The sequence below is a fragment of the Bradyrhizobium sp. 137 genome (assembly GCF_023074095.1).
Classification (GTDB): Bacteria; Pseudomonadota; Alphaproteobacteria; order Rhizobiales; family Xanthobacteraceae; genus Bradyrhizobium.
On record NZ_JADPKU010000102.1, the window covers coordinates 57,085 to 79,132 of the forward strand.

The 22,048-nt window shown below is 63.8% G+C and carries 23 protein-coding genes and 1 tRNA gene; 18 read left to right on the forward strand and 6 right to left on the reverse strand.

Annotated features, from left to right (window positions below; genetic code table 11):
- Window positions 1–158: 158 nt before the first annotated feature.
- Complete coding sequence (rlmB, locus tag IVA78_RS27570) at window positions 159–1,001, forward strand: 23S rRNA (guanosine(2251)-2'-O)-methyltransferase RlmB (protein ID WP_247280935.1); 843 nt, start codon at window positions 159–161, stop codon at window positions 999–1,001.
- 14 nt (window positions 1,002–1,015) lie between these two features.
- On the opposite strand, the gene IVA78_RS27575 is transcribed toward rlmB, so the two are convergent.
- Both IVA78_RS27575 and IVA78_RS27580 read right to left on the reverse strand, forming a co-directional pair.
- Entirely contained in the window at window positions 1,016–2,047 is a 1,032-nt protein-coding gene (locus IVA78_RS27575; RefSeq protein ID WP_247280936.1) for an LLM class flavin-dependent oxidoreductase, read from the reverse strand.
- 106 nt (window positions 2,048–2,153) lie between these two features.
- The gene (locus tag IVA78_RS27580; RefSeq protein ID WP_247418187.1) at window positions 2,154–4,211 is read right to left on the reverse strand and encodes an ATP-dependent helicase; all 2,058 of its coding nucleotides are present in this window, start codon (window positions 4,209–4,211) and stop codon (window positions 2,154–2,156) included.
- Between the two features lie 126 nt (window positions 4,212–4,337).
- On the opposite strand from IVA78_RS27580, the gene IVA78_RS27585 reads away from it, so the two are divergent.
- Window positions 4,338–4,928 carry a TMEM175 family protein gene (locus IVA78_RS27585; RefSeq protein WP_247280938.1) on the forward strand — a complete coding sequence of 197 codons (591 nt, stop codon included), beginning with the start codon at window positions 4,338–4,340 and terminating at the stop codon, window positions 4,926–4,928.
- A 9-nt stretch (window positions 4,929–4,937) separates the two neighbouring features.
- On the opposite strand, the gene IVA78_RS27590 is transcribed toward IVA78_RS27585, so the two are convergent.
- Window positions 4,938–5,318 carry a YciI family protein gene (locus tag IVA78_RS27590; RefSeq protein ID WP_247280939.1) on the reverse strand — a complete coding sequence of 127 codons (381 nt, stop codon included), beginning with the start codon at window positions 5,316–5,318 and terminating at the stop codon, window positions 4,938–4,940.
- Window positions 5,319–5,523: 205 nt separating this feature from the next.
- On the opposite strand from IVA78_RS27590, the gene IVA78_RS27595 reads away from it, so the two are divergent.
- From IVA78_RS27595 to IVA78_RS27605, 3 genes are all read left to right on the forward strand, one after another.
- On the forward strand, window positions 5,524–5,709 hold the full coding sequence (locus tag IVA78_RS27595; RefSeq protein WP_247280940.1) for a hypothetical protein: 186 nt from the start codon (window positions 5,524–5,526) through the stop codon (window positions 5,707–5,709).
- A 27-nt stretch (window positions 5,710–5,736) separates the two neighbouring features.
- Window positions 5,737–5,940 (forward strand): hypothetical protein, encoded by a 204-nt coding sequence (locus IVA78_RS27600; RefSeq protein WP_247280941.1) that lies wholly within the window; start codon window positions 5,737–5,739, stop codon window positions 5,938–5,940.
- A 363-nt stretch (window positions 5,941–6,303) separates the two neighbouring features.
- Window positions 6,304–6,377, forward strand: a tRNA-Gly gene (locus IVA78_RS27605).
- 159 nt (window positions 6,378–6,536) lie between these two features.
- Here IVA78_RS27605 and IVA78_RS27610 read toward each other — a convergent pair.
- The gene (locus IVA78_RS27610; protein WP_247280942.1) at window positions 6,537–7,427 is read right to left on the reverse strand and encodes a LysR substrate-binding domain-containing protein; all 891 of its coding nucleotides are present in this window, start codon (window positions 7,425–7,427) and stop codon (window positions 6,537–6,539) included.
- A gap of 205 nt (window positions 7,428–7,632) precedes the next feature.
- On the opposite strand from IVA78_RS27610, the gene IVA78_RS27615 reads away from it, so the two are divergent.
- From IVA78_RS27615 to IVA78_RS27660, 10 genes are all read left to right on the forward strand, one after another.
- Window positions 7,633–8,967 carry a C4-dicarboxylate transporter DctA gene (locus tag IVA78_RS27615; protein WP_247280943.1) on the forward strand — a complete coding sequence of 445 codons (1,335 nt, stop codon included), beginning with the start codon at window positions 7,633–7,635 and terminating at the stop codon, window positions 8,965–8,967.
- Window positions 8,968–8,988: 21 nt separating this feature from the next.
- A complete protein-coding gene (locus IVA78_RS27620) occupies window positions 8,989–9,489 on the forward strand; it encodes an ureidoglycolate lyase (protein WP_247280944.1) in 501 nt (166 codons plus the stop codon).
- A gap of 28 nt (window positions 9,490–9,517) precedes the next feature.
- A complete protein-coding gene (locus IVA78_RS27625) occupies window positions 9,518–10,357 on the forward strand; it encodes a bifunctional allantoicase/(S)-ureidoglycine aminohydrolase (protein WP_247280960.1) in 840 nt (279 codons plus the stop codon).
- Window positions 10,358–10,545: 188 nt separating this feature from the next.
- Window positions 10,546–10,998 carry a DUF2231 domain-containing protein gene (locus tag IVA78_RS27630; protein WP_247280945.1) on the forward strand — a complete coding sequence of 151 codons (453 nt, stop codon included), beginning with the start codon at window positions 10,546–10,548 and terminating at the stop codon, window positions 10,996–10,998.
- Window positions 10,995–12,332, forward strand: a complete 1,338-nt coding sequence (locus IVA78_RS27635; protein WP_247280946.1) for a sorbosone dehydrogenase family protein — start codon at window positions 10,995–10,997, stop codon at window positions 12,330–12,332. The genes IVA78_RS27630 and IVA78_RS27635 overlap by 4 nt, the downstream gene beginning before the upstream one ends.
- Window positions 12,333–12,390: 58 nt before the next feature.
- Window positions 12,391–12,594, forward strand: a complete 204-nt coding sequence (locus IVA78_RS27640; protein WP_247280947.1) for a hypothetical protein — start codon at window positions 12,391–12,393, stop codon at window positions 12,592–12,594.
- Window positions 12,595–12,626: 32 nt separating this feature from the next.
- Window positions 12,627–12,791 (forward strand): hypothetical protein, encoded by a 165-nt coding sequence (locus IVA78_RS27645; RefSeq protein WP_247468740.1) that lies wholly within the window; start codon window positions 12,627–12,629, stop codon window positions 12,789–12,791.
- Between the two features lie 123 nt (window positions 12,792–12,914).
- On the forward strand, window positions 12,915–14,120 hold the full coding sequence (locus IVA78_RS27650) for an MFS transporter (protein WP_247280949.1): 1,206 nt from the start codon (window positions 12,915–12,917) through the stop codon (window positions 14,118–14,120).
- 171 nt (window positions 14,121–14,291) lie between these two features.
- Window positions 14,292–15,521, forward strand: coding sequence for a CaiB/BaiF CoA-transferase family protein (locus tag IVA78_RS27655; protein WP_247280950.1), 1,230 nt, complete (start codon window positions 14,292–14,294; stop codon window positions 15,519–15,521).
- Between the two features lie 173 nt (window positions 15,522–15,694).
- Complete coding sequence (locus IVA78_RS27660) at window positions 15,695–15,910, forward strand: hypothetical protein (RefSeq protein WP_247280951.1); 216 nt, start codon at window positions 15,695–15,697, stop codon at window positions 15,908–15,910.
- Between the two features lie 75 nt (window positions 15,911–15,985).
- Here the strand turns inward: IVA78_RS27660 and IVA78_RS27665 are convergent, their stop codons facing one another.
- Window positions 15,986–16,657 carry a TetR/AcrR family transcriptional regulator gene (locus IVA78_RS27665; RefSeq protein ID WP_247280952.1) on the reverse strand — a complete coding sequence of 224 codons (672 nt, stop codon included), beginning with the start codon at window positions 16,655–16,657 and terminating at the stop codon, window positions 15,986–15,988.
- Window positions 16,658–16,874: 217 nt separating this feature from the next.
- Here IVA78_RS27665 and IVA78_RS27670 point away from each other — a divergent pair, with 217 nt between their 5' ends.
- From IVA78_RS27670 to IVA78_RS27680, 3 genes are all read left to right on the forward strand, one after another.
- Window positions 16,875–18,110, forward strand: coding sequence for an acyl-CoA dehydrogenase family protein (locus IVA78_RS27670; protein ID WP_247280953.1), 1,236 nt, complete (start codon window positions 16,875–16,877; stop codon window positions 18,108–18,110).
- A gap of 152 nt (window positions 18,111–18,262) precedes the next feature.
- On the forward strand, window positions 18,263–19,321 hold the full coding sequence (locus IVA78_RS27675; RefSeq protein ID WP_247280954.1) for a phosphotransferase family protein: 1,059 nt from the start codon (window positions 18,263–18,265) through the stop codon (window positions 19,319–19,321).
- Between the two features lie 250 nt (window positions 19,322–19,571).
- The gene (locus IVA78_RS27680; RefSeq protein WP_247280955.1) at window positions 19,572–20,198 is read left to right on the forward strand and encodes a LysE family translocator; all 627 of its coding nucleotides are present in this window, start codon (window positions 19,572–19,574) and stop codon (window positions 20,196–20,198) included.
- An 89-nt stretch (window positions 20,199–20,287) separates the two neighbouring features.
- Here IVA78_RS27680 and argE read toward each other — a convergent pair whose 3' ends face one another.
- Window positions 20,288–21,460 carry an acetylornithine deacetylase gene (gene argE / locus IVA78_RS27685; protein ID WP_247276188.1) on the reverse strand — a complete coding sequence of 391 codons (1,173 nt, stop codon included), beginning with the start codon at window positions 21,458–21,460 and terminating at the stop codon, window positions 20,288–20,290.
- Window positions 21,461–22,048 lie beyond the last annotated feature (588 nt).

Genomic DNA, 22,048 nt, shown 5'->3' on the forward strand with positions numbered 1-22,048 from the left:
GCCATGGAACGTGAAGGCCGCGACAACCCGGATCGGGGCGCGACCGGGCGCGTTTATGAGCGATGCGGTGGGGCAAAGTCAACCGAGGCGAACAGCTAAAACCGCGCCCAAAGGCAGCCAAATTGCCATATTCCGGCGCCCGTGACACAAGCGAGCCCATGAAGGATCGAAAATTCGGCCCCAAGGGGGCTCGCGGCGGGGCTAAGCCCTTCAACAGGCCCGGGAAGTCCGCCGGCCGGCCGGCTTGGCGCGACCGCGATTCGCACCCCGACGGGCCCGTCATCCTGTATGGCTGGCACACCGTCACGATGGCGCTCGCCAACCCTCGGCGGCGGATCCGCAAGCTGACGCTGACCGAGAACGCCGCAAGGCGGCTTGCGGACGAAAACATCGCGACTCCTGTCGCGCCCGAGATCGTCCGGCCCCAGGAGATCGACCGTCTGCTGTCGCCAGACGCCGTGCATCAGGGTCTGCTCGCGGAAGCCGATCCTCTGCCTTCGCCCGACATCGAGACATTGAAGCAGGAAGGCATGGTGCTGGTGCTCGACCAGATCACCGATCCACACAATGTCGGCGCGATCTTGCGCTCCGCCGCGGCCTTTGCGGTGAAGGCGATCGTCACCACCGCGCGTCACAGTCCGGAAGCAACCGGCGTGCTCGCGAAGGCAGCCTCCGGTGCGCTCGAGCTCGTGCCGCTCATCACCGTGCAAAACCTCGCCCGCGCGCTCACCGCGCTGAACGAGCGCGGCTTTCAGACCGTCGGGCTCGACAGCGAAGGCACTGAGGATCTCGGCGACGTCGCACTGCGTGAGCCGCTGGCGCTGGTGCTCGGCGCCGAAGGCAAGGGCCTCAGGCAGTTGACCCGCGAGACCTGCAGCGTTGTGGCGCGCCTCGACATGCCCGGCGAGATCAAGAGTCTCAACGTCTCGAACGCCGCCGTGCTCTCGCTCTATGTCGGCGCAAGCAGGCTCGGGCTGATGAAGCAGGGCGCGACGTCGTAGACCGAAGGTAGACTTTACCCGATCAACTCCCGCACCATCGGCACCACCTTGCGCCCATAAAGCTCGATGCTGCGCATCAGCTTCTCGTGCGCCAATGGACCTGCCGAATATTTCAACTGGAAGCGCGAGATGCCGAGCGCCTTTGCCGTCTTGGCGATCTTGCGTGCGACCGTTTCCGGCGCGCCGACATAGAGCGAGCCGTGCTCGGCCTCGTTCACGAACTCGTCGCGGCCCATCGGCGGCCAGCCGCGTTCCTTGCCGATGCGGTCACGCATAGCCTTGTAGTCTGGCCATAGCTCCTCGCGCGCCTGTGCGTCAGTCTCGGCGACATAGCCGGGCGAATGCACGCCGATCGGCTGCGCCGGGCGACCGAACTCCTTGAACGCGCGGTGATAGAGATCGACGTAGGGCGCAAAGCGCGCAGGATCGCCGCCGATTATCGCGAGCATCAAGGGCAGGCCGTAATGCGCGGCACGCACCACCGATTGCGGACTGCCGCCGACGCCGATCCAGGTTTTCAGCGTGCCGTTCTCGATTGGCGGATAGACCGATTGATCGCGCAGCGGCGGACGCAGCTTGCCTTCCCAGGTCACCGGCGTTTGCGACAGCAGGGCCGTGAACAGGTCGAGCTTTTCCTCGAACAGCTCTTCGTATTTGCGCAGGTCGAAGCCGAACAGTGGAAAGGATTCGGTGAACGAGCCGCGGCCGAGGATCACCTCGGCGCGCCCGTTCGAGAGCGCATCCAACGTGGCGAAGCGCTGGAACACGCGGATCGGATCGTCCGAGCTCAGCACCGTCACGGCCGAGCCGAGATGGATGCGCCTGGTGCGCGCCGCGATGGCTGCGAGCACGGTCTCGGGCGAGGAGATCGCGAAGTCGGCGCGGTGATGTTCGCCGAGGCCGATGAAGTCGAGACCGAGCTCATCGGCCAGCACGGCTTCGTCGACGACGTTGCGGATCACCTGCGCATGCGAAAGCATCGCGCCGGAGGCGTCCTTGGTGACGTCGCCAAAGGTATCCAGTCCGAATTCGAGCGGTGCGGTCATGGATGAAGTCTCTGCGGGAAGATGGACGACACTTAATGAACAGCCGCACCGCCACAAGGCGGCTTTCGGAAATGCTCAGTTTCCGTTTGTTCAATCCGGCCCAAACCTACCGCCACATCCCGCGCATCTTCGCCCCGATGTCGATCTTCGGACCCAGCGCCGCCGTGCGCGCCGCACCCGCCGCGGCCTTCGGCCAGGCGGTGCGCTCGAACAGATAGACCAACTGCTCCGGGATGAAGCGGGTGCGCGAGGCGTAGACGTGGCGGTCGCCCTTGGCGGCCTGGCCGTGGATGAAGAAGCGCTGTGGCACGACGAGGTGGAGATCGTCCTTGGCGCGCGTCATTGCGACATAGAGCAGGCGGCGCTCCTCCTCGAGCTCGGCGGTGGTGCCGGCGCCGAGATCGGAGGGCATGCAGCCGTCGACGACGTTGAGCACGAACACCGACTTCCACTCCTGGCCCTTGGCGGAATGGATGGTGGAGAGGATCAGGTAATCCTCGTCGCGCAACGGCGGACCGGATTTGTCGCTGGTTGCATTGGGCGGATCGAGCGTGAGCTCGGTCAAAAATTTCTCGCGCGAGGCGTAGCCGCTCGCAATCTGCTCGAGCTGCATCAAATCGGCGCGCCGCGTCTCGGCATCCTCGTGGATGCGCTCAAGATGCGGCTCGTACCAGAGTCGCACGCGTTCGAGATCGGTCGGCCATTCCGAATAGCGCAAATTCTGGGCCGTGCGGACGAAGTCGGTCCAATCAGCACCGGCACGAGCAGGCGCCGGGAGCTGGCCCAGCGCGGCGAGCGGATCGGTGCTCTCGGCCATCTGGTCCAGCACGCGCTGCGCGGTCGCGGGTCCGATGCCCGGCAACAGATGCAGGATGCGGAAACCCGCGACCCGGTCGCGCGGATTCTCGGCGAAACGCAGCAGCGCCAGCACGTCCTTGACGTGGGCTGCATCGAGGAATTTCAGTCCGCCGAACTTGACGAAGGGGATGTTGCGGCGGGTCAGCTCGATCTCAAGCGGGCCCGAATGCGAGGAGGTCCGGAACAGTACCGCCTGGTGCTTGAGCAGCGCGCCTTGCTCGCGATTGGCCAGCACCTGTTCGACGATGTAGCGGGCCTGGTCGGCCTCGTCATGCACGGTGACGAGCTGCGGCTTGTGCGACGAGGCGCGGTCGGTCCACAGATTCTTGGTGAAGCGCTCGCGCGCGAGGCCGATGACGCCGTTGGCCGCCGCCAGCACTGCTTGCGTCGAGCGGTAGTTGCGGTCGAGCGTGATCATTTCCGCACGCGGCGAAAAGCTCTGCGGAAAATCCAGGATGTTGCGCACTGTGGCGGCGCGGAACGAATAGATCGACTGGGCATCGTCGCCGACCACTGTGAGCCCGCGTCCGTCGGGCTTCAACGCCAGCAGGATCGAAGATTGCAGGCGGTTGGTGTCCTGGTATTCGTCGACCAGCACGTGATCGAAGCGGCCACCGATCTCTTCCGCGATCAGCGCATCGCTCATGATCTGCGACCAGTAGAGCAGGAGATCGTCGTAATCGAGCACATGCTGGGCTTGCTTGGCCTCGACATAGGCCGCGAACAGGCCTTTCAGCTCGGCCGCCCAGCCCGCGCACCAGGGATAGTGCACCCCCAAAACCTTCTCGATCTCCATCTCGGCATTGATGCAGCGCGAGTAGATCGAAAGGCACGTGCCCTTGGCCGGAAAACGGCTCTCCGTTTTCGACAGCCCGCGCTCGTGCCGGACCAGGTTCATCAGGTCCGCGGAGTCCTCGCGGTCGTGGATGGTGAAGGCGGGGTCGAGGCCGATGCGTTCGGCATATTCGCGCAAGAGGCGCGCGCCGATGCCGTGGAAGGTGCCGGCCCAGGTGAGTGCATCGCGCATGATCGCGGCGTTGTTCTCGCCCAGCACTTTTCGGGCGATGCGTTCGACCCGGCCGGCCATCTCGGCCGCGGCGCGGCGGGAGAATGTCATCAACAGGATGCGGCGCGGATCGGCGCCGGCGACGATCAGATGCGCGACGCGGTGGGCGAGCGTGTTGGTCTTGCCGGAGCCGGCGCCGGCAATGACGAGCAGGGGGGCGCCCACGGTCGCACCTTCCGCCACGCCATGCTCGACGGCGCGGCGCTGCTCCGCATTGAGCGTGTCCAGATATGTCGCCACGAATCGCCCCGGTGAAAGGCTGAGACTCGGCGATCCCGGCGCGAATCGCAATGCAGCTGGACGAAACCGGGTTTAGGATTTAGGGGGAAAGACGGCCCCAAGTTCCAGCCCGAGAAACCCTCCGGTATGACCGAGCTCAAGCCCGACCAGTTCGAGATGCGGCGGCTGGAATCGCTCAGCAACACCATTTTTGGCGTTGCCATGACGCTGCTCGCCTACGACTTGCCCAAGGCCGCGGTGTTCACCAGCGCCCCCGGCTGGAGCGATCTCGCCCATGTCTATTCCGGCAAGCTCGCCGGCTTCGCGCTCAGCTTCATCATCGCTGGCGTGTTCTGGATCAGCCATCACCGGCGCCTGGCGCGCCAGCCGGTCGGCAGCCGTGGCGCGGTGATCCTCAATCTGTTCTTCCTGCTCTCGATCGTGCTGCTGCCTGTGACCAATGGCCTCTACACCAATTACGGCATGAGCAACGCGGTGGCGGTGCTCTACGGCCTGCATCTGACCGCGATCGCCGGCCTTAATGCCTGGCTGTGGTGGACCATCCTGGGCGCATGGCGTCACGAGATCATGATCTCGCTGTTTCCGTTCCTGGTGTTCATCCCGGGCACGATCGTTGCGGCGTTCGCGCCGCGTGTCGCGCCCTTTATCTGGTTCATCGCCTTCGGCGCCGTCGTGATGCAGCGCTTCAGCATCGCGCGAACGGAGCCGGATACGTAAGGCGGCGGCTCATCCGGATGTCGCGCCGAACCCGTCGGCCGGCACGTAAAGCTTGACCGGACGGATTTCGTAGACCGCCGTCGGATTGACCGCACGCAGCTTCCGCGCCGCCGCGATCGCCTCATCCTCGCTGGCGCATTCCATGAGGTGGAAGCCCAGCAGCTGCTCCTTGGTCTCGGCAAACGGACCGTCCAGCACCATGCCCGCGCCGGGGCCCCGCAAGGTGCGGGCCTTTCGGGTCTCATCCAGACGGGCGGCCGGCCCAAACTGTCCGCTGGCTCGTAGCGGCGCCTGAACCTCGATGACTTTGGCGACGACGGCGGCGTCCTGCTCCGGCGTCCAGGACAAGACCTCGTCTTCCACGTGATAGGCCAGGATGGCGTACAGCATCGTCACCTCTCTTCTGCGCAAGTTACTTACGAAAGTCCCGAGGACGTAGCACCGCAGTCCGTGCCGACAATCCCGAAGCAGAATATTGCGTGGCCGGCAAGCGACGAAACCGTCCTGAAACCCGATTACGGCCGTGCCGCGTGAACGCCGCCGAAAGCGGTCGCGACTGATGACCACAACAACAAGGTTTTTGCTGGAGGCGGCAATGGCGGGTCACACCATCAAGATCATCTGCGACGCGCGTCGGGCGGGACAATCCGAACCGGCCGATCTGCACGACCAGGCCGGCCATCACCGCTATTACGGCAGCTCGGCCGAAAATGGCGGCGAGCGGATCGTGGAGAGCCGGCGCGGCAAACGCCCGCGTGCGCTCAACATCTGCGGTTTTTGAAGCCGTTGCCCAGGGCGGTGGTCGACCATGGACGTCCTGCAAATATCAATTGCGGCGATGCCGTTCCTGCTCTCGCTGGCAAGCAGGATCGGCAAGGCGATTGCCCCATGCTTGCTCACGAGCATCTGCACGGTGCTCCTCGGCGCGGAACCTCACCGCGCGGTCATGGCATGGTGCGTCCGCATGCTGATCGCCGCCGTTGCGCTGCGCGAACGGCTTCGCACGAGCTGAGCCGGCGAGCGGTCCCGACCCTCCCGATCAGGGCAAATCTGAAAAGGAAAAGGCGCGGCGGGGAGTGCCCCGTCGCGCCCGATTTCTTGCTCGCTGGTCCAGGGCTGAGAGCGCCCTGATGCCAAGCCTTTTGTCTAGAGCCTAGCGGGCGATCCCAGCGAGGTGACAGCGCTTGAGATAAGACACTGGATCACCTCCTTTCGTTGGTTTCGGGAGATTTCAATATAGGTTGTAAGGCCGCCGCTGTTAAGGGCGAGCGGATCGGCCGGAACCCAAGCTGGTTCGTAAGGCAAGCAAGCTGTGCGAAAAGTCGCCGTCGCGGCAGTTGAGACCGCCGTCCGACCGTGTTAGGGAGCCCCTGACGCGGGTGTAGCTCAATGGTAGAGCAGCAGCCTTCCAAGCTGAATACGAGGGTTCGATTCCCTTCACCCGCTCCAATGTTCTCAACAGCTTGGACGTTTCATTCCGACACGTCGCGCTTCATCGACGACGATCGGCGCTTGTCCCGTGCTTTCGGCACGACGGCCACACGTGGCCATCGCAATGGTCTGAGCGGTGGCGGTCCCTGCTGGCATGGCCGATGACGTGGGCCTGGCTCAGGCTCTTCGCTGGTTGAGATAGCGAAGAGCGAGCCTGATGAAATTGTGCACCACCATCGACGTCTCGTCCTCCCTGAACACCAGAAACACATCGGCCGTGGGCGGCGAGGGCCTGATCGGGCGGAATACGATGTCGGTGGTTGTGAACCGCTCAATCGACTGCGGCACGAGTGCGACACCAAAACCTGCGGCAATCAGACTTGGGATCGACTGGGCATCGACGACTTGCTGGGAAACCTTTGGGAGAAAGCCGGCGTCGACACAGCACTTCCGCACGTAGCGGGCGAAATCCGAGCTGTCCGGATCCAGGACGACGTGATCCTCGGAGGCGAGATCGCCGAGGGCGATGCGCCTGCGTTGCGCCAGCCGATGGCTGCGGGGCACGGCCAGGACGACCTCTTCGCGCCACGCCAGCTTGCTGGTCAGGTCGCGCTCGGCGGGAATGCCGCGAATGAGACAGATGTTGGTGGCACGGCTGAGGAGCGCGGCGATCTGCAGCGCCGGCGCCTGCTCATGTACCGTCATCTTGACCAATGGCGCAACCTTCCGATAGGCCGCGAGCAGCTCGGCGAGACGACCGCGCAGGATGGAGCCGGTCGCCCCGACATCCAGCGTTCCGACCAAGCCGGCGCCGATCGACCGAACCTCATCTTCCGTGGCTTTGACCTGCTGCAGGATCGCGCGCCCCCGCACCAGCATGGCTTCGCCGGCCTGCGTCAACTCGACCCTGCGGCTGGTCCTGTAGAGGAGCTGGGTGCCGAGTTCGGCCTCGAGCGCCTGGATATGTTGGCTGAGCGGCGGCTGCGAGAGGTTCAGCCGTCGGGCGGCAAGGGTGAAGCTGCGCTCCTCGGCCACCGCGATGAAGTACCGGAGCTGGCGCAGATCCATAGTGAAACCCTATCAATCGTGTCGTTCTATATATTGGACTCGGCAGCGAGGCTGGTCAACGAATGACCGATGGAGACCTCGCGCGTGCTGCCGCGACCGAACGGCTCCATCCGCGGCGACTTCACGTCGCCGCCAACGCTAAGAGTGGCGAAGGCTAAAGGCCGACCAAGCCAGACAAATGGAAGCCCAGGGAGCGAGGAAAGCCATGCCCAAGATTTTCAAGTCACTCTTCTTCCAAGTGGTCGTTGCACTCGCGGCCGGCATCGCTCTCGGCATGGCCTATCCGGACACTGCATTGCAGATGAAGCCGCTGGGCGACGGCTTTATCAAACTCATCAAGATGCTGGTGCCCGTCATCGTGTTTTGCGTGGTGGTGCAGGGAATATCGGCGGCCGGCGACCTTTCAAAGGTTGGAAGGGTGGGCATCCGCTCGCTTCTCTATTTCGAGATCGTCACCACCATCGCCTTGGTGTTCGGCATCGCGCTTGCTTACTATTTTCAGCCCGGCGCCGGAATGAACATCGATCCAAGGACGCTGGACGCCAAGGCGCTTAGCGGGTTCAGCCAGACCGCCGCTCAGGTCGCCGGCGGAGGCGTCTCCGAATTCCTGATGAAGCTCATCCCGTCGACCATCGTCGGAGCCTTCAGCTCCGGCGATGTTCTGCAGGTCCTGATCGTCTCGATCATGTTTGGTTGTGCCATGTCGTTGTGCGGCGAGCGCGCGAGGCCAGTCGTCGATTTCGTCGAGCGGGTGAACGAGATCATCTTCAAGATGATGAACTTCGTCGTCCGGCTCGCCCCGCTCGGCGTCTTCGGTGCGATCGCCTTCACTGTCGGCAAGTATGGCATCGGTTCACTGAAGCAGCTCGGGGGGCTTGTTGCCCTGTTCTATCTGGCGGTGTTCTTCTTCGTGGTCGTCGTGCTCGGAGCGATCATGCGGCTCTCGGGCTTCAGCCTGTTCAAGTTGCTGGTCTATCTGCGTGAAGAGCTGATGATCGTTCTCGGCACGGCCGCAGGCGACAGCGTGCTTCCGCAGACCATGCGCAAGCTCGAACAGCTCGGGATCAAGCGGTCGACGGTCGGTTTGGTCATCCCGACAGGGTACTCATTCAATCTGGATGCCTTCTCGATCTACTTGACCCTGGCGGCGGTCTTCATTGCACAGGCGACGAACACACCACTCGCCACGGGCGATCTCCTGGCGATCCTCGGCGTCGCGTTGCTCACGTCCAAGGGAGCTCATGGCGTCCCGGGCTCGGCCATTGTCGTCCTCGCGGCGACGCTGGCAGCCATTCCGGCCATCCCGGCGATCGGACTGGTGCTGATCTTGTCGGTGGACTGGTTCATCGGCATCGCCCGCGCGCTCGGCAATTATGTCGGAAACTGCGTTGCCACGGTGGTCGTCGCCTCGTGGGAGGGGGACCTCGATCGCGCGAAGGCGCATCGCATTCTCGATGGTGAGATCGTTCCTTCAAGCGAGAACGTGCAGATCGATCCGGCCGGCGCGAACGCTCCCGTCGCGGGCCTGCAGACGCTTTGAATGCAGAGGCATGTGGTTGACATGGCAAAACTCTCGATTGAGCCATTGATGAGGCAGGCGTTCGCTCCGTTCGGAGAGGTCGTCGAAACGGAAGGGTTGACGCCCCTCTCGATCAACCAGGGATATGCCGCGCGCTACAACGAACTCGCCAATATCGATGTCGGTGCGGACGGCGGACAAATCAACATCAGCTGGTTTGTCGCCTCTGCGCGGCCCGCGCCCATCGCCATTCGCCTGATGGAGCGCCATCCACTTGGAAGCCAGCTGTTCATGCCCTTGAACGGAGGAAACTGGCTGGTCGTCGTTTGCACCGACCCGCACACACCTTCGACCTATCGGGCGTTCGCTGCCAATGGCAACCAAGGCGTGAACTATGCCCGAAACTGCTGGCACCACCCGCTTCTGGTGGTCAAGGACGCAAGCTCGTTCCTTGTCGTCGATCGAAAGGGTGGTGGTAACAATCTCGAAGAATATTGGCTAGACGAGACGATGCAACTCGATCCCAAGACGGCCGCAAGCTGACCCCCCGTAACGTCCACGAGGCTCGATGATGTCATCGCAAACCTATCACATCCCGCAAGGGGGCCTTCCGCCCCAGACGGATCTTCTCAGTGGCCGGGCGGTCTTTACCAACGCCTACGCGGTCATCCCCAACGGCGTGCAGCGCGACATCGTGGTCAGCCACCTGCCGCACTGGAAGGATACGCGCGTCTGGGTGCTGGCGCGACCGCTCTCCGGCTTCGCGGAGACGTTCTCCCATTATCTTATGGAGATCGCGCGGGATGGAGGAAGTGAAGTTCCCGAACCGGACAAAGACGCCGAGGGCGCGTTGTTCGTCGTGGGCGGCAGGTTGCTCCTCAAATTGGCGGACGAGGAGCATGAGCTCAGGCCGGGCGGCTTCGCCTATCTGCCACCCGGTTGCGCCTGGAGCATTCGCAACCGGGGCCAGAGCCCGGCGCAGCTTCACTGGATCCGCAAGCTGTATCAGCGCGTGCCCGGATTGGCCGAGCCCGAGGCGATTGTGACCCATGCAGACTCGGTTGAACCGGTACCGATGCCGGGCACTGAGGGAAGGTGGGCAACCACGCGCTTCATCGATCCGGCCGACATGCGGCATGACATGCACATCAATATCGTCACGTTCGAGCCGGGTGCGACGATCCCCTTTGCAGAGACGCACGTCATGGAGCACGGATTATATGTCCTCGAGGGCAAGGCCGTGTACCGTCTCAATCGGGACTGGGTCGAGGTCGCGGCCGGAGACTACATGTGGCTGCGCGCCTTCTGCCCGCAGGCGTGCTACGCAGGAGGCCCCGGTCGGTTTCGCTATCTGCTTTACAAGGACGTCAACCGGCACATGAATCTGCGGCAGGGAGCTCCGCTGTTTTGACCTTGAGTAACGTCGGTTTCGGGCAAGCCGGCTTTGGCTAGAACCGACGATCCGGGCCGGGCCGCAGACTTCCCACTCGGCGCGATGCCGAATATGTGGGCGCGCCTGGGCGATCAATCCGCTCAGGAACCATCGCCGCAAGCATGAGTTTCCCGGTCGGGCGGGGCGAAAGTCACACGAGGCCGACCGTGCAAGACGACATGCGTGTGCGCTCCACGGCGCAGATCGCGGGCCATCCGATTCATCCGATGCTGGTGCCGATCCCGATCGCGTGTTTCATCGGGGCGCTGCTTACCGACATCGCCTATGTCGCGAGCGCCGAGATCATGTGGGCGAATTTTTCCGCCTGGCTTCTGCTCTTCGGCGTTATCTTCGGCGTGCTCGCGGCCATTGCAGGCCTCATTGATTTCCTCGGCAACCGACTGGTGCGGACGCAGCCGCCGGCCTGGCCGCATCTGATCGGCAACGCTGTGGCGCTGATCCTTGCGATCTTCAATACGATGATTCACATGCGCGATGCCTGGACCTCGGTGTGGCCGACCGGGCTCGCTCTTTCGGTGATTACCGTGCTGATCCTGCCCGTCACCGGCTGGCTCGGCTGGGCCATGGTGTATCGCCACGGCGTCGGAGTTGCACGATGATGGCAAAGCTCACCCGCGCGCTGCTGTGCTCTTCGTTGCTGTGTCTGGCCGGCTGCAATGACGGCAGTGGCGATCCCAAGGCGCAAATCGGCCCCAATCCGACGCTGCCGGATATCCAGCAATATCTGCTGCCGCCGGTCCACATCGCCCGCATCGTCGGCTGGAAGAAGGACGAGACGCCGACCGTTGCGCAGGGCTTGCAGGCCAAGGCGTTCGCAACCGGCTTGCAGCATCCGCGATCCCTCTATGTGCTGCCCAATGGCGACGTGCTGGTGGTGGAGTCCAAGGCGCCGAAGGGCGCCTCGATCAAGCGTCCCAAGGAAATCGTGATGGGATATATCGAGTCCTGGGCGACCTCGGGCGGCGGCGACACCGGACCGGGTAACCGCATCACGCTCCTGCGCGACAGCAATGGCGACGGCGTGCCTGACACGCAAAGCGTCTTCCTCGACCATCTCAACTCGCCGTTCGGCGTCGCGCTGGTCGGCAACGATCTCTATGTCGCCAACACCGACGCGATCGTGAAATATCCCTATACCGAGGGCGACACGAAGATCACCGCACCCGGCACGGTGCTGACGCCGCTGCCAGGCGGGCCGATCAATCATCATTGGACCAAGAGCCTGGTCGCTAGCCCCGACGGCTCAAAACTCTATGCCGGCGTCGGCTCCAACAGCAACATCACCGAGAACGGCATGGAGGCCGAGCACAATCGCGCCGCTATCCTCGAGGTCGATCGTGCCGGCGGCCGCTGGCGCCTCTTCGCAAGCGGCCTGCGCAATCCGAACGGCCTCAGCTTCGAGCCGCAGACCGGCGCATTGTGGACAGTGGTGAACGAGCGCGACGAGATCGGTCCCGATCTCGTGCCCGACTACATGACGTCCGTCAGGGACGGCGGCTTCTACGGCTGGCCTTACAGCTATTGGGGCCAGCACGTCGATCCCCGCGTCAAGCCGGAGCGGCCGGACCTCGTGGCCAACGCGATCGTGCCGGACTATGCCCTGAGCTCGCATGTCGCCCCGCTGGGGATGGCTTTCTCCGCCGGCACCAGCCTGCCGGCCGCCTATCGCAACGGCGCCTTCGTCGGGGAGCACGGCAGCTGGAACCGGCAGGTGCTGAACGGCTACAAGGTCGTGTTTGTGCCGTTTGCGGACGGCAAGCCGAGCGGGCCGGCGCAGGACGTCGTCACCGGCTTCCTTAACAGCGACAATCAGGCGCGCGGTCGCCCCGTTGGCGTCGCCATCGACAAGACCGGCGCGCTGCTGGTGGCCGACGACAGCGGCAACACCGTGTGGCGGGTGACGGCGGCGCATCCGCAGCTGACGCAACGTTAGGCGCGCCCGCGCGTTATCGGGCAGACGATCTCTGAACGCAAAGCCGGGAGTTTGGACAATGGGTCTTGCTCAATACGCCGTCGTGCCGGTGCAGGACGAATGGGGCGTGCTGCACGACGGGGACGTCAAGAGCCGATACGCTACCAAGGAAGCTGCATTCGAGTCGGCGGTTGCCGCGGCATCCTTGGCCCTTCGTGAGGGACATGAAGTCCATGTCAGCGTGCCCGGCCGTGAGGCAGGCGAGACCGCGCTCGGTGTCTAGGGGCCGCGGAATAGCATCTAGAGGAGGCCACGATGACCAAGCCTCGTGAGCAGAATGGCGTCGAGCCGCCGCTGTCCGAAGACGACATCCATCAGCTCGGCCCGCGCGGCGTCCCGGATGCGCCAGATCCCGCCAAAATGACCCCGCAGCGCGAAAAGAAGACGCCGAAGCATATCGAGCCGGGCCACACGTCCTGACACGGGCGTGCTCTGCGGCTGGCGCCGCGGTGCCATTCGGAACCGATATTCCCGCAAGCTGAGTCTACCGGTAAAACGGGCTTGCTGGCGCGATCCGCGCCCGGCGGGCAGGCGATATCGGGAATGCGGTTCTTGAAGTCTGACAGCAGGCTAATCGGCGTCCTGCTGGTGCTCGCGATCACGCAGCTGGTCGGGTGGGGCACGATCGGGCTTCCCGCCATTGTCGGGCGCGATCTTGCAGCCGATCTGGGCATGAGCCTGCCGGCGGTATTCGCGGGGACATCCGTTCTTTACGTCGCGATGGGACTGTGCGCCCCCTGGCTCGCCAAGTCCTTTGCGCGGCATGGCGCGCGGCCGATCATGATGATCGGCACGGTCGTGACCGCGCCGGGTTTCGTGCTGCTGTCGCTCGCGCGCGAGCCGATGCTCTATTTCACCGCCTGGATCGTGCTCGGCATCGCCGGCAGCGCGACCTTGTCGACCGGCGCCTATATCATGCTGAACGAGGTCGCCGGGCGGCAGGCCAAGAGCGCGATCGGCGCGCTCATGCTGGTGACGGGACTGTCCAACAGCATCTTCTGGCCGGCCACCTCGTTCCTGAGCGGTCACCTCGGCTGGCGTGGAACATGCCTCGTCTATGCAGCCATGACGATCCTCGTTTCGCTTCCGCTCTATGCGTTCGCGGCTCCGCGTCGGAGAGGCGCGGATAGCGATGGCGGTGCGCCGGCCGAGCCTGCAGAGGCGCCTGCATTTGCGCGGAGCACATTCCGTCTCGTCGTTGCCGCGATCACCCTCAACGCCTTCGTCAATTTCGGCCTCTCCGCCATTCTCATCGAGCTGCTCCGCGCCGAGGGGCTGGCGCCAGCACAGGCCATTGCCTTCGGCTCGATGCTCGGTGTGATCCAGGTCAGCGCGCGCGGACTGGACTTCCTTGGAGGCGGGCGATGGGACGGCATCACGACCGGCCTCGTCGCAGGCACGGCATTGCCCGTGGCGATGCTGCTCCTGATGATGAGCGAGGGTACGACCTGGGCGGTCGCGGTCTTCATCCTGCTCTATGGCGCCGGCAGCGGCGCGATGGCGGTGGCGCGCGCGACCATCCCGCTGGTGTTCTACGACCAGGCCGAGTTCGCCAAGGCGATGTCGATGATCGCGCTGCCGCTCAATCTCGCCTCCGCAATCTCGCCGCCGCTCCTCGTCGGATTGCTCACGGAGTTCAGCAGCCGCGCTGCGCTCGGTCTCACCTTCGTCTGCTCCTGCGCAACCGTGCTGATCCTGGTCCTGCTCGGGCGGCGGCGGCCGCGAACCGCTGCTGCAGCTCTGACCTAAGACAATCTTCGCGGCGCGGAATTCGACAACCGGCCGATCCTGCTGCCGGGTGGGGATGGCCGTATGCCGCCAGTGCAGTGCTCGATGCCCGAAAATGGTGTATCCGCGGGGTGCGCGGCCAGAGCTTTCGAGCCGCCGCGCCAAGATCCCAGTTCCCCGGAGGAAATCGACATGTCGGCTTTGCCGCTTTCAGGCATCAAGATCCTTGACCTCACCCGCGTGCTCGCCGGGCCCTTGTCGGCGCAGATGCTGGGAGACCTGGGTGCGGAGGTCATCAAGATCGAGCGGCCGGGTACCGGCGACGACGCGCGCGCCTTTGGCCCGCCTTACCTGACCGATCCCGAGGGCAAGGCGAACAACAACAACTCGTTTTACCTCTGCGCCAACCGCAACAAGAAATCGGTCACCGTCAACATCGCCAAGCCCGAGGGGCAGGCCATCATCCGCGAGCTCGCCAAGGACGTCGACGTCTTCATGGAGAATTACAAGGTCGGCGATCTCAAGCGCTACGGCCTCGACTATGAATCGATGAAGGCGATCAATCCCAGCATCATCTATTGCTCGGTGACCGGCTTCGGCCAGACCGGCCCATACGCGCCGCGCGCCGGCTATGACGCGATTCTGCAGGCGATGGGCGGGTTGATGAGTGTCACCGGCCATATCGATGGCGAGCCGGGCGAGGGCCCGATGAAGGTCGGTCCTTCCATAGTCGACTACATGACCGGCATGAATTCATCGATCGGGATTCTCTCGGCGCTCTACCACCGTGACGCCAATGGCGGGGCGGGACAGCACATCGACGTCTGCCTGTTCGATACCGTCATCGCATCCCTGTCGCACTGGCTCCAGATCTACCTCGTCAACGGCAAGACCCCGCCGCGCCGCGGCACCTGGGGCAATGGCGGCATGCCGGCCGGCGTGTTCCGCTGCACCGATGGCGAGCTGATGCTGGTGGTCGGCAATGACGGCCAGTTCCAGCGCACCTGCGCCGTGCTCGGCGCGCCCGAGCTCGCGAGCGATCCGCGCTTCATCAAGAACAACGACCGCGTCGTGCACGGAAAGGAGATCATGGCGATCTTCGCCGGCCTGTTCCTGAAGAAGCCGGTGGCCTATTGGCTGGAAAAGCTGGAGGAGGCCGGCGTGCCCTCAGGGCCGATCAACAATTTCGAGCAGGTGTTTTCCGATCCGCACGTCCAGTCGCGCGGCATGCGGGTGAAGGTCAATCATCCCTTCGAGCCCGATCTGTCGCTGGTTCGCAACGCGCTCACTTTGTCGGAGACGCCGATCAAGGACTACCGCGCGCCGCCGCTCTTGGGCGAGCATACCGAGGAGGTGCTCGCCGGCAAGCTCGGCTATGATGCAGGCAAGGTCGAGGAGCTGAAGCAGCACGGGATCATTTAGCGGTCGCTTCGCCCTGTCCGCGAGCCCAACTCGCATCGAGCAAGCCGGCGCGACCCGGCTTGCGTGAAGCTTGTGCGCAATCCCCCAGATAATCCCGATCCGTAGTCGCACAGGCTTTCGCTTCCCGCCCGATTCTGATCCGATCTTCCCACTTAAGTTCGGGAGGAAAGCGAATGTCCTACACGATCGGGTTCCAGGCCAAGAACCAGAAGGATATTCTGGCGACCGAGGCGGCCACCGCCAATCAGGCCGTCGCCATCATTGCCGCGCTGCGGCAAAGTTCCGATGAGATCAAGTTCATCCGTTCGCCGCAGGAAGGCGAGATGGGCATCGAGATGCTGCTGCTGCTCGCCAAAGAAGAGGCCGAGGAGATGCCGCAGCGGGCGTGACCCCTGCACGCGAAATTCCGACGTCTCCCGCAAGCGGGAAGTGAGGCCGTATCGGCCCTGAGCGAGCCTGTTTGATCAACGCGCGTCGCGTGCCAGCGCCCGCGCCGGCGCCTTCGTCTCGCTCCGGCCCGCCGTCAGCGCCATCGTCGCGACGCGGACGACGCGCGCGACCACGTCCTCGACGTCATCGAGGTCGCATTTGCCCTCCGACAGCTTCGTCAGCCGCTCGCTCTCACGGATGGTGTGGTGCGCCATGGCGAGCGCGAAGTTCAGGCCCCAATAGATATCGACCTCGCTGCGGTCGGGCAGGGACCTGCGCATCGCGCCGGCAAATTTGCGCAAATGGTCGATCTCGCGGTTCTTGATGCGGCGGATCGGCGGCACGGACTCGATCGAGGCGCGGATCATGAAGCGCGCCGCGGTCGAGCGCTGGTTCTCAGGGCCGAGGCAGCCGCGCAACGTCGGTCCGACCAGCGCGCGCAGGATGACCTCAATCGGCGCGCAGCCGCCGCCCTGTTCTTCCGCCGCCTTCAATTCCCGCAGGCGCTCGCGATTGGTCGCGATCGAGCGCGTGACGAACAATTCCGCGATCAATTCATCCTTCGAGCCGAAATGATAGTTCACCGCGGCCAGATTGACATTGGCCGCCGCGACGATGTCGCGCAGCGTCACGTCGCCGAAGCCGCGATCGGCATAGAGCCGTTCGGCGGCGGCGAGAATGGCAGACCTCGTATGATCGCTGGCCATGGGTGCCCTGGATGAGGGGAGTTGCAATTCAAACAGTTGTATGAAACTATCGTTTGAAGGCCGGAAATTGTCAATCCGCAATCGGGACTCGTTCGCAACTCGCGATTCCGTTCCGAACGGCCGCAACGCGCGCGCATTCGCGCTTGCGGGCCGGGCGCAGCGGCAGGACAGTTCGGCGTCAGAGAAATTGTTCAAAGAGCAAGACGAGGAGCGTCCCATGGATTTCGATCTGTCGCCCAAGCAGAAGGAATGGCTCGACCGCGTGCGGTCTTTCATGACCAAGCACGTGCGCCCGGCGGTGCCGGTCTACGACCAGCAGGACAAGAGCGGCGACCGCTGGAAGGTGATTCCGATCCTGGAAGACCTCAAGAAGAAGGCCAGGGCGGAAGGCCTGTGGAACATGTTCATGCCGCCGTCCGAGCACGAGGACGACGAATTCCGCGGCGCGGGACTGACCAATCTCGAATACGCGCTGCTGTCGGAAGAGATGGGCCGCATCACCTGGGCCTCGGAGGTATTCAACTGCTCGGCGCCCGACACCGGCAACATGGAAGTGTTCATCCGCTACGGCACCAAGGAGCAGAAGCGCAAATGGCTGCGCCCACTGATGGACGGCGAGATCCGCTCCGCCTTCCTGATGACGGAACCGGCGGTGGCCTCGTCGGACGCCACCAATATCGAGACCCGCATCGAGAAAGACGGTGATCACTACGTCATCAACGGCCGCAAATGGTGGTCGTCCGGCGTCGGCGATCCCCGCTGCAAGATCGCGATCCTGATGGGCAAGACCGATTTCAAGGCGGCCAAGCACCAGCAGCAGTCGCAGATCCTGGTTCCGCTCGACACGCCCGGCATCAAGGTCGAGAAGATGCTGCCCGTGTTCGGCTTCGACGATGCGCCGCACGGCCATGCTCAGGTGCTGCTCGAGAACGTGCGGGTGCCGAAGGAGAACATCCTGTTAGGGGAAGGCCGCGGTTTCGAGATCGCGCAGGGCCGGCTCGGCCCTGGCCGCATCCATCACTGCATGCGCACCATCGGCAAGGCCGAGGAGGCGCTGGAGAAGATGGTGAAGCGGCTCGCCTCGCGCACCGCCTTCGGCAAGAAGATCGTCGAGCACTCGGTGTGGGAGCAGCGCATTGGCGAGGCCCGCACCAATATCGAGATGACGCGTCTTCTGTGCCTCAAGGCGGCCGACATGATGGACAAGGTCGGCAACAAGACTGCGCAGGCCGAGATCGCCATGATCAAGGTCGCAGCCCCCAATATGGCGCTGAAGATCATCGACGAGGCGATCCAGGCCTTTGGCGGCGCGGGCGTGTCGGACGAGGCCGGCCTTGCCAAGGACTACGCCCACATTCGCACGCTGAGGCTCGCCGACGGTCCGGATGAGGTGCACAATCGCGCCATTGCCAGACTTGAACTTCGGAAGTATGCAAACTCTCCAAGTCACTAAAACTAAGCGGGAGAGCCGGACGGCGATCCCGACTTGAAGAAACGACAGGGCATGATCCGCGTCGGATGACCGCTTGACGCAAGTGCGTCAGTGGTTACCGATTAGGATCATGCTCGACCTGAAATGGTCAGGACTGAAGAGGGAGCGTCATCGTGGCTGACGGCGTCAGGAAAGACGAGGAGTTCTCGGGCACCAAGCCGGTCGAGGAGCGGCATCGTTTCGACGAGCTGCGGCTCGAGGCCTGGATGCGCGACAACGTCGAAGGCTATGAGGGCCCGCTGGTCGTGCTCCAGTTCAAGGGCGGCCAGTCCAACCCGACCTACCGGCTCGACACGCCGAACCGTTCCTATGTGATGCGCCGAAAGCCATTCGGCAAATTGCTGCCTTCGGCGCACGCCGTCGATCGCGAATACCGCGTGATCGCAGCGCTTGGAAAGCAAGGCTTTCCGGTCGCACGCGCCTATGCGCTGTGCCAGGACGATAGCGTCATTGGCGCTGCCTTTTACATCATGTCGATGGAAGAGGGCCGCGTGTTCTGGGATCCAACGCTGCCGAGCCAGAATGCCGATGTGCGCCGAAAGATCTTCACCAGCAAGATCGAGACGCTGGCGAAGCTCCACATGTTCGATCCGGTTGCGATCGGCCTTGGCGACTTCGGTAAGCCCGGCAATTATTTCGCGCGCCAGATCGACCGCTGGACTAAGCAATACCGCGCCTCCGAAACCCAGCACATTCCGGAGTTCGAGAAGGTCGCCGAATGGCTGCCCAAGACCGTGCCGGAGCAGGCGCGCGTCTCCATCGTCCACGGCGACTATCGCCTCGACAACATGATTTTCCACGCGACGGAACCGCGGGTGCAGGCGGTGCTGGACTGGGAGCTGTCGACGCTCGGCGATCCCATGGCCGACTTTACCTATCTGTTGATGCAGTGGATCATGCCGGGCCTCGAGGGCGTCGACCTCAAGGCGCTCAACATCCCGAGCCTGGAAGAGGCCGCGCAAATCTACTGCAACGTCACCAAGATGAACGTGCCGGACCTCAACTGGTACTTCTCCTACAATCTGTTCCGCCTCGCTGGTATCACGCAGGGTATCGCCGGCCGTATCCGCGACGGCACCGCCGCCAATGCCAAGGCGCTGGAATCGGCCAAGCGCACCGTGCCGCTGTCAAAGGCCTCATGGGACTACGCGCAGAAGGCGGGCGCGGTATAGGAAGAGCGAAGGCGCGGCCACTGGCCGCGCTTTTTTGTTTGCGTCGCCGTCTCCAAACACGCGATGTCATTGCCCGCGAAGGCGGGCAATCAGTGTTCCAGAGGCAGCATCGCCTGGACCGAGATGTCGCGGCGTACTGGATGCCGAGCACGGCTTGATGGTTGGCCAGATCGACGACCGGCTGCTTGTGCCGGTGGGCTATTCGCCGTCGCAAAGCCTGCTAGATCAACCCGCCCCGTGGAGCCCGTGCATGATCGATCTGACCACCCTGATCACCTACATCATTATCGTGCTCGGCTTTGTGTTCATCCCTGGACCAGCCACGCTCCTCACCATGGCGCGCGCGGCCAGTTCCGGAACGAAGGTTGGCATCGCGACAGGGGCGGGGATCGCTGCGGGAGACATCGTCCACACAATGATGGCGATCGTCGGCCTCTCGGCGATCATCGCTACGTCGGCACTCTTGTTCAGCATCGTCAAATATGCGGGGGCAGCCTTCCTCATTTACCTCGGCATTCGCGCGATGCTGGAAAAGCCTCCACTGGGAATCAGCGCCCGGACCTTGGCGATCACTGCGGGTCAAGCGTTCCGACAGGCGATCGTGGCGGAGGTTCTGAATCCGAAGACCGCGCTGTTCTTTCTCGCCTTCCTGCCGCAGTTCGTCCGGTCGGACAACGGGCCGGTCGTGCTTCAGCTTGCGATTCTGGGAGCCATATTCGTGTTGCTCGGCCTCGTCAGCACCGTCGTATTCGCCGTCGGTGCGGGACGTCTTGGCAACCTCGTTCGCCGCCATCCGGCAATTGTCAGGTGGCAAGGCAAGTTGGTCGGCGCAGTTTACTGCGCCGTCGGTGTGCGGCTGGCCTTGCAGGAGCGCTGATGTTGTAGGGCCCGGTGAGCGAAGCAATAGCCGGGACGGCGGTCTCGCATCTCGCTTCGCTCATGCGGGCGGTTCCGCATGCTAGCGCTCTACTCCCTCACACAATGCGCAATCAGCCTCTCCACGAACCCCGCGCACTTCTCCAGCTCCGCCATCTCGACGAACTCGTCCGGCGTATGCGCCTGCGCGATGGATCCCGGGCCGATCACTACCGAGGGAATATCGGCCATGCTGGCGAACAGGCTCGCCTCGGTGCCGAACGCGACCTTGGCGTGATCGTTGCGCCCCGCAAGGCTCTTGGCCAGCGTGACGATGGCGGCGTTGGCGGCCGTGTCGAGCGCGGGATAGTCGAGGATTTCCTCGAACCCGATGCCGCACTCCGGATGCTGTTTCTTCATCGCGGGCTCGAGCTCGGCCTTGGCCCAGGCGACGATCGCATCGGTCACCTCTTTGGACTCGGTGATGCCGATGCCGCGGCATTCGAAATCCACCGTGCAGGTATCCGGCACGATGTTCAGCGCGGCGCCGCCATGCACGATGCTGGTGAGCAGCGTCGAGTGCGGAACGTCGTAAAGGCTGTCCGTTGATCGCGCGGCCGCGAGTTTTACCGCGCGACGACGGATTTCGGTGATCAGTTCTGCGGCATATTCGATCGCGTTGACGCCGTCGGGCGCGATCGAGGAATGGCGGGCGAGGCCGCGAAACGTGGCGCGGACACCGTGCTTGCCTTTGTGGCCGATGATGACCTTCATCTCGGTCGGCTCGCCGACAAAGCAGCCGAGCGGTTTTACGCGTTTCTTCGCCACCTCGCGCAGCATCGGCCGCACGCCGACGCAGCCGATCTCCTCGTCATAGGAGATCGCCAGATGAATCGGCGTCTTGAGCTTCGCCTCCACGATCTCCGGCACCATCGCGAGGCACACCGCGACAAAGCCCTTCATGTCGGTGGTGCCGCGGCCGTAGAGCCTGCCGTCACGCTCGACGAGCTTGAACGGATCGTGGCTCCAGTCCTGGCCGACCACGGGCACGACATCGGTGTGGCCCGACAGCACCAGGCCGGGACGGTCCTCCGGTCCAATGGTGACCCACAGCGAGGCTTTCTCGCCGGTCTCATCGACGATGCGCTCGCACTTGATGCCGAACGTGGCGAGATAGCTTTCGATATGGGTGATCAGAGGCAGGTTGGTGCGGTCGCTGACGGTGTCGAAAGCAACGAGGTCGGCGAGCAGCTTGCGGATGCGGTCGGGTCTTGAGCTTGGCATTTTAAGGATCTTGTCAGGAGATTGCGGAAGCCGAGGCAGCTTGCAGGAACCATACCAGCGCGGCGGCGGGATGGGCAAATGCAGCCACAGCTGTCATTCAGGGCTTGCGACGTCGTCGCCCCGGAATGACGAGGGGAAGGCTACAAGGTCTTGTGTTGCCTGACGGGCAAAACACGCCAGCCGTGGGTCAACGCGCGCCATCCAAAACATTCCGCTTTACCGAAATTCGGAAATCGCGTATGTGTCGCGGCAACCCGGCCCAGGCAAGAGGGGCGTATCGCGATCGTCACGACACGCGGGCCGGGCGGCGGTGGACGCAGGTTACATCGGCGCCAAGGGTTTCGCAGGGCGGAGAGCCGTGAGCGAAGAGCCTCGCGCACTCGACCGGTGTGATCGGCGTACGGCAAAATCGTGTGGTCCTGGCGCCCGGGGTCTGTGCGCCAAGTCTTGCGGTGATGTGAGCGGCCCAACCGGACCGCGGCATCAGTTATCGGCAAGGCGACGGGGGCAATAGTGCATCGCTCCCCGAGGAGCAACTGTGTTGAAGTAGACCGGTGATCGAGCGGGCTCAAGGCTGGCGCTGCGCGC

Excerpts from the sequence above, each read along its gene's own strand:
- rlmB (WP_247280935.1), top strand. The coding sequence starts at position 159 with ATGAAGGATCGAAAATTCGGCCCCAAGGGGGCTCGCGGCGGGGCTAAG.
- IVA78_RS27575 (WP_247280936.1), bottom strand. The coding sequence starts at position 2,047 with ATGACCGCACCGCTCGAATTCGGACTGGATACCTTTGGCGACGTCACC.
- IVA78_RS27585 (WP_247280938.1), top strand. The coding sequence starts at position 4,338 with ATGACCGAGCTCAAGCCCGACCAGTTCGAGATGCGGCGGCTGGAATCG.
- IVA78_RS27590 (WP_247280939.1), bottom strand. The coding sequence starts at position 5,318 with ATGCTGTACGCCATCCTGGCCTATCACGTGGAAGACGAGGTCTTGTCC.
- IVA78_RS27595 (WP_247280940.1), top strand. The coding sequence starts at position 5,524 with ATGGCGGGTCACACCATCAAGATCATCTGCGACGCGCGTCGGGCGGGA.
- IVA78_RS27600 (WP_247280941.1), top strand. The coding sequence starts at position 5,737 with ATGGACGTCCTGCAAATATCAATTGCGGCGATGCCGTTCCTGCTCTCG.
- IVA78_RS27610 (WP_247280942.1), bottom strand. The coding sequence starts at position 7,427 with ATGGATCTGCGCCAGCTCCGGTACTTCATCGCGGTGGCCGAGGAGCGC.
- IVA78_RS27615 (WP_247280943.1), top strand. The coding sequence starts at position 7,633 with ATGCCCAAGATTTTCAAGTCACTCTTCTTCCAAGTGGTCGTTGCACTC.
- IVA78_RS27620 (WP_247280944.1), top strand. The coding sequence starts at position 8,989 with ATGGCAAAACTCTCGATTGAGCCATTGATGAGGCAGGCGTTCGCTCCG.
- IVA78_RS27625 (WP_247280960.1), top strand. The coding sequence starts at position 9,518 with ATGTCATCGCAAACCTATCACATCCCGCAAGGGGGCCTTCCGCCCCAG.
- IVA78_RS27635 (WP_247280946.1), top strand. The coding sequence starts at position 10,995 with ATGATGGCAAAGCTCACCCGCGCGCTGCTGTGCTCTTCGTTGCTGTGT.
- IVA78_RS27640 (WP_247280947.1), top strand. The coding sequence starts at position 12,391 with ATGGGTCTTGCTCAATACGCCGTCGTGCCGGTGCAGGACGAATGGGGC.
- IVA78_RS27645 (WP_247468740.1), top strand. The coding sequence starts at position 12,627 with ATGACCAAGCCTCGTGAGCAGAATGGCGTCGAGCCGCCGCTGTCCGAA.
- IVA78_RS27650 (WP_247280949.1), top strand. The coding sequence starts at position 12,915 with ATGCGGTTCTTGAAGTCTGACAGCAGGCTAATCGGCGTCCTGCTGGTG.
- IVA78_RS27655 (WP_247280950.1), top strand. The coding sequence starts at position 14,292 with ATGTCGGCTTTGCCGCTTTCAGGCATCAAGATCCTTGACCTCACCCGC.
- IVA78_RS27660 (WP_247280951.1), top strand. The coding sequence starts at position 15,695 with ATGTCCTACACGATCGGGTTCCAGGCCAAGAACCAGAAGGATATTCTG.
- IVA78_RS27665 (WP_247280952.1), bottom strand. The coding sequence starts at position 16,657 with ATGGCCAGCGATCATACGAGGTCTGCCATTCTCGCCGCCGCCGAACGG.
- IVA78_RS27670 (WP_247280953.1), top strand. The coding sequence starts at position 16,875 with ATGGATTTCGATCTGTCGCCCAAGCAGAAGGAATGGCTCGACCGCGTG.
- IVA78_RS27680 (WP_247280955.1), top strand. The coding sequence starts at position 19,572 with ATGATCGATCTGACCACCCTGATCACCTACATCATTATCGTGCTCGGC.
- argE (WP_247276188.1), bottom strand. The coding sequence starts at position 21,460 with ATGCCAAGCTCAAGACCCGACCGCATCCGCAAGCTGCTCGCCGACCTC.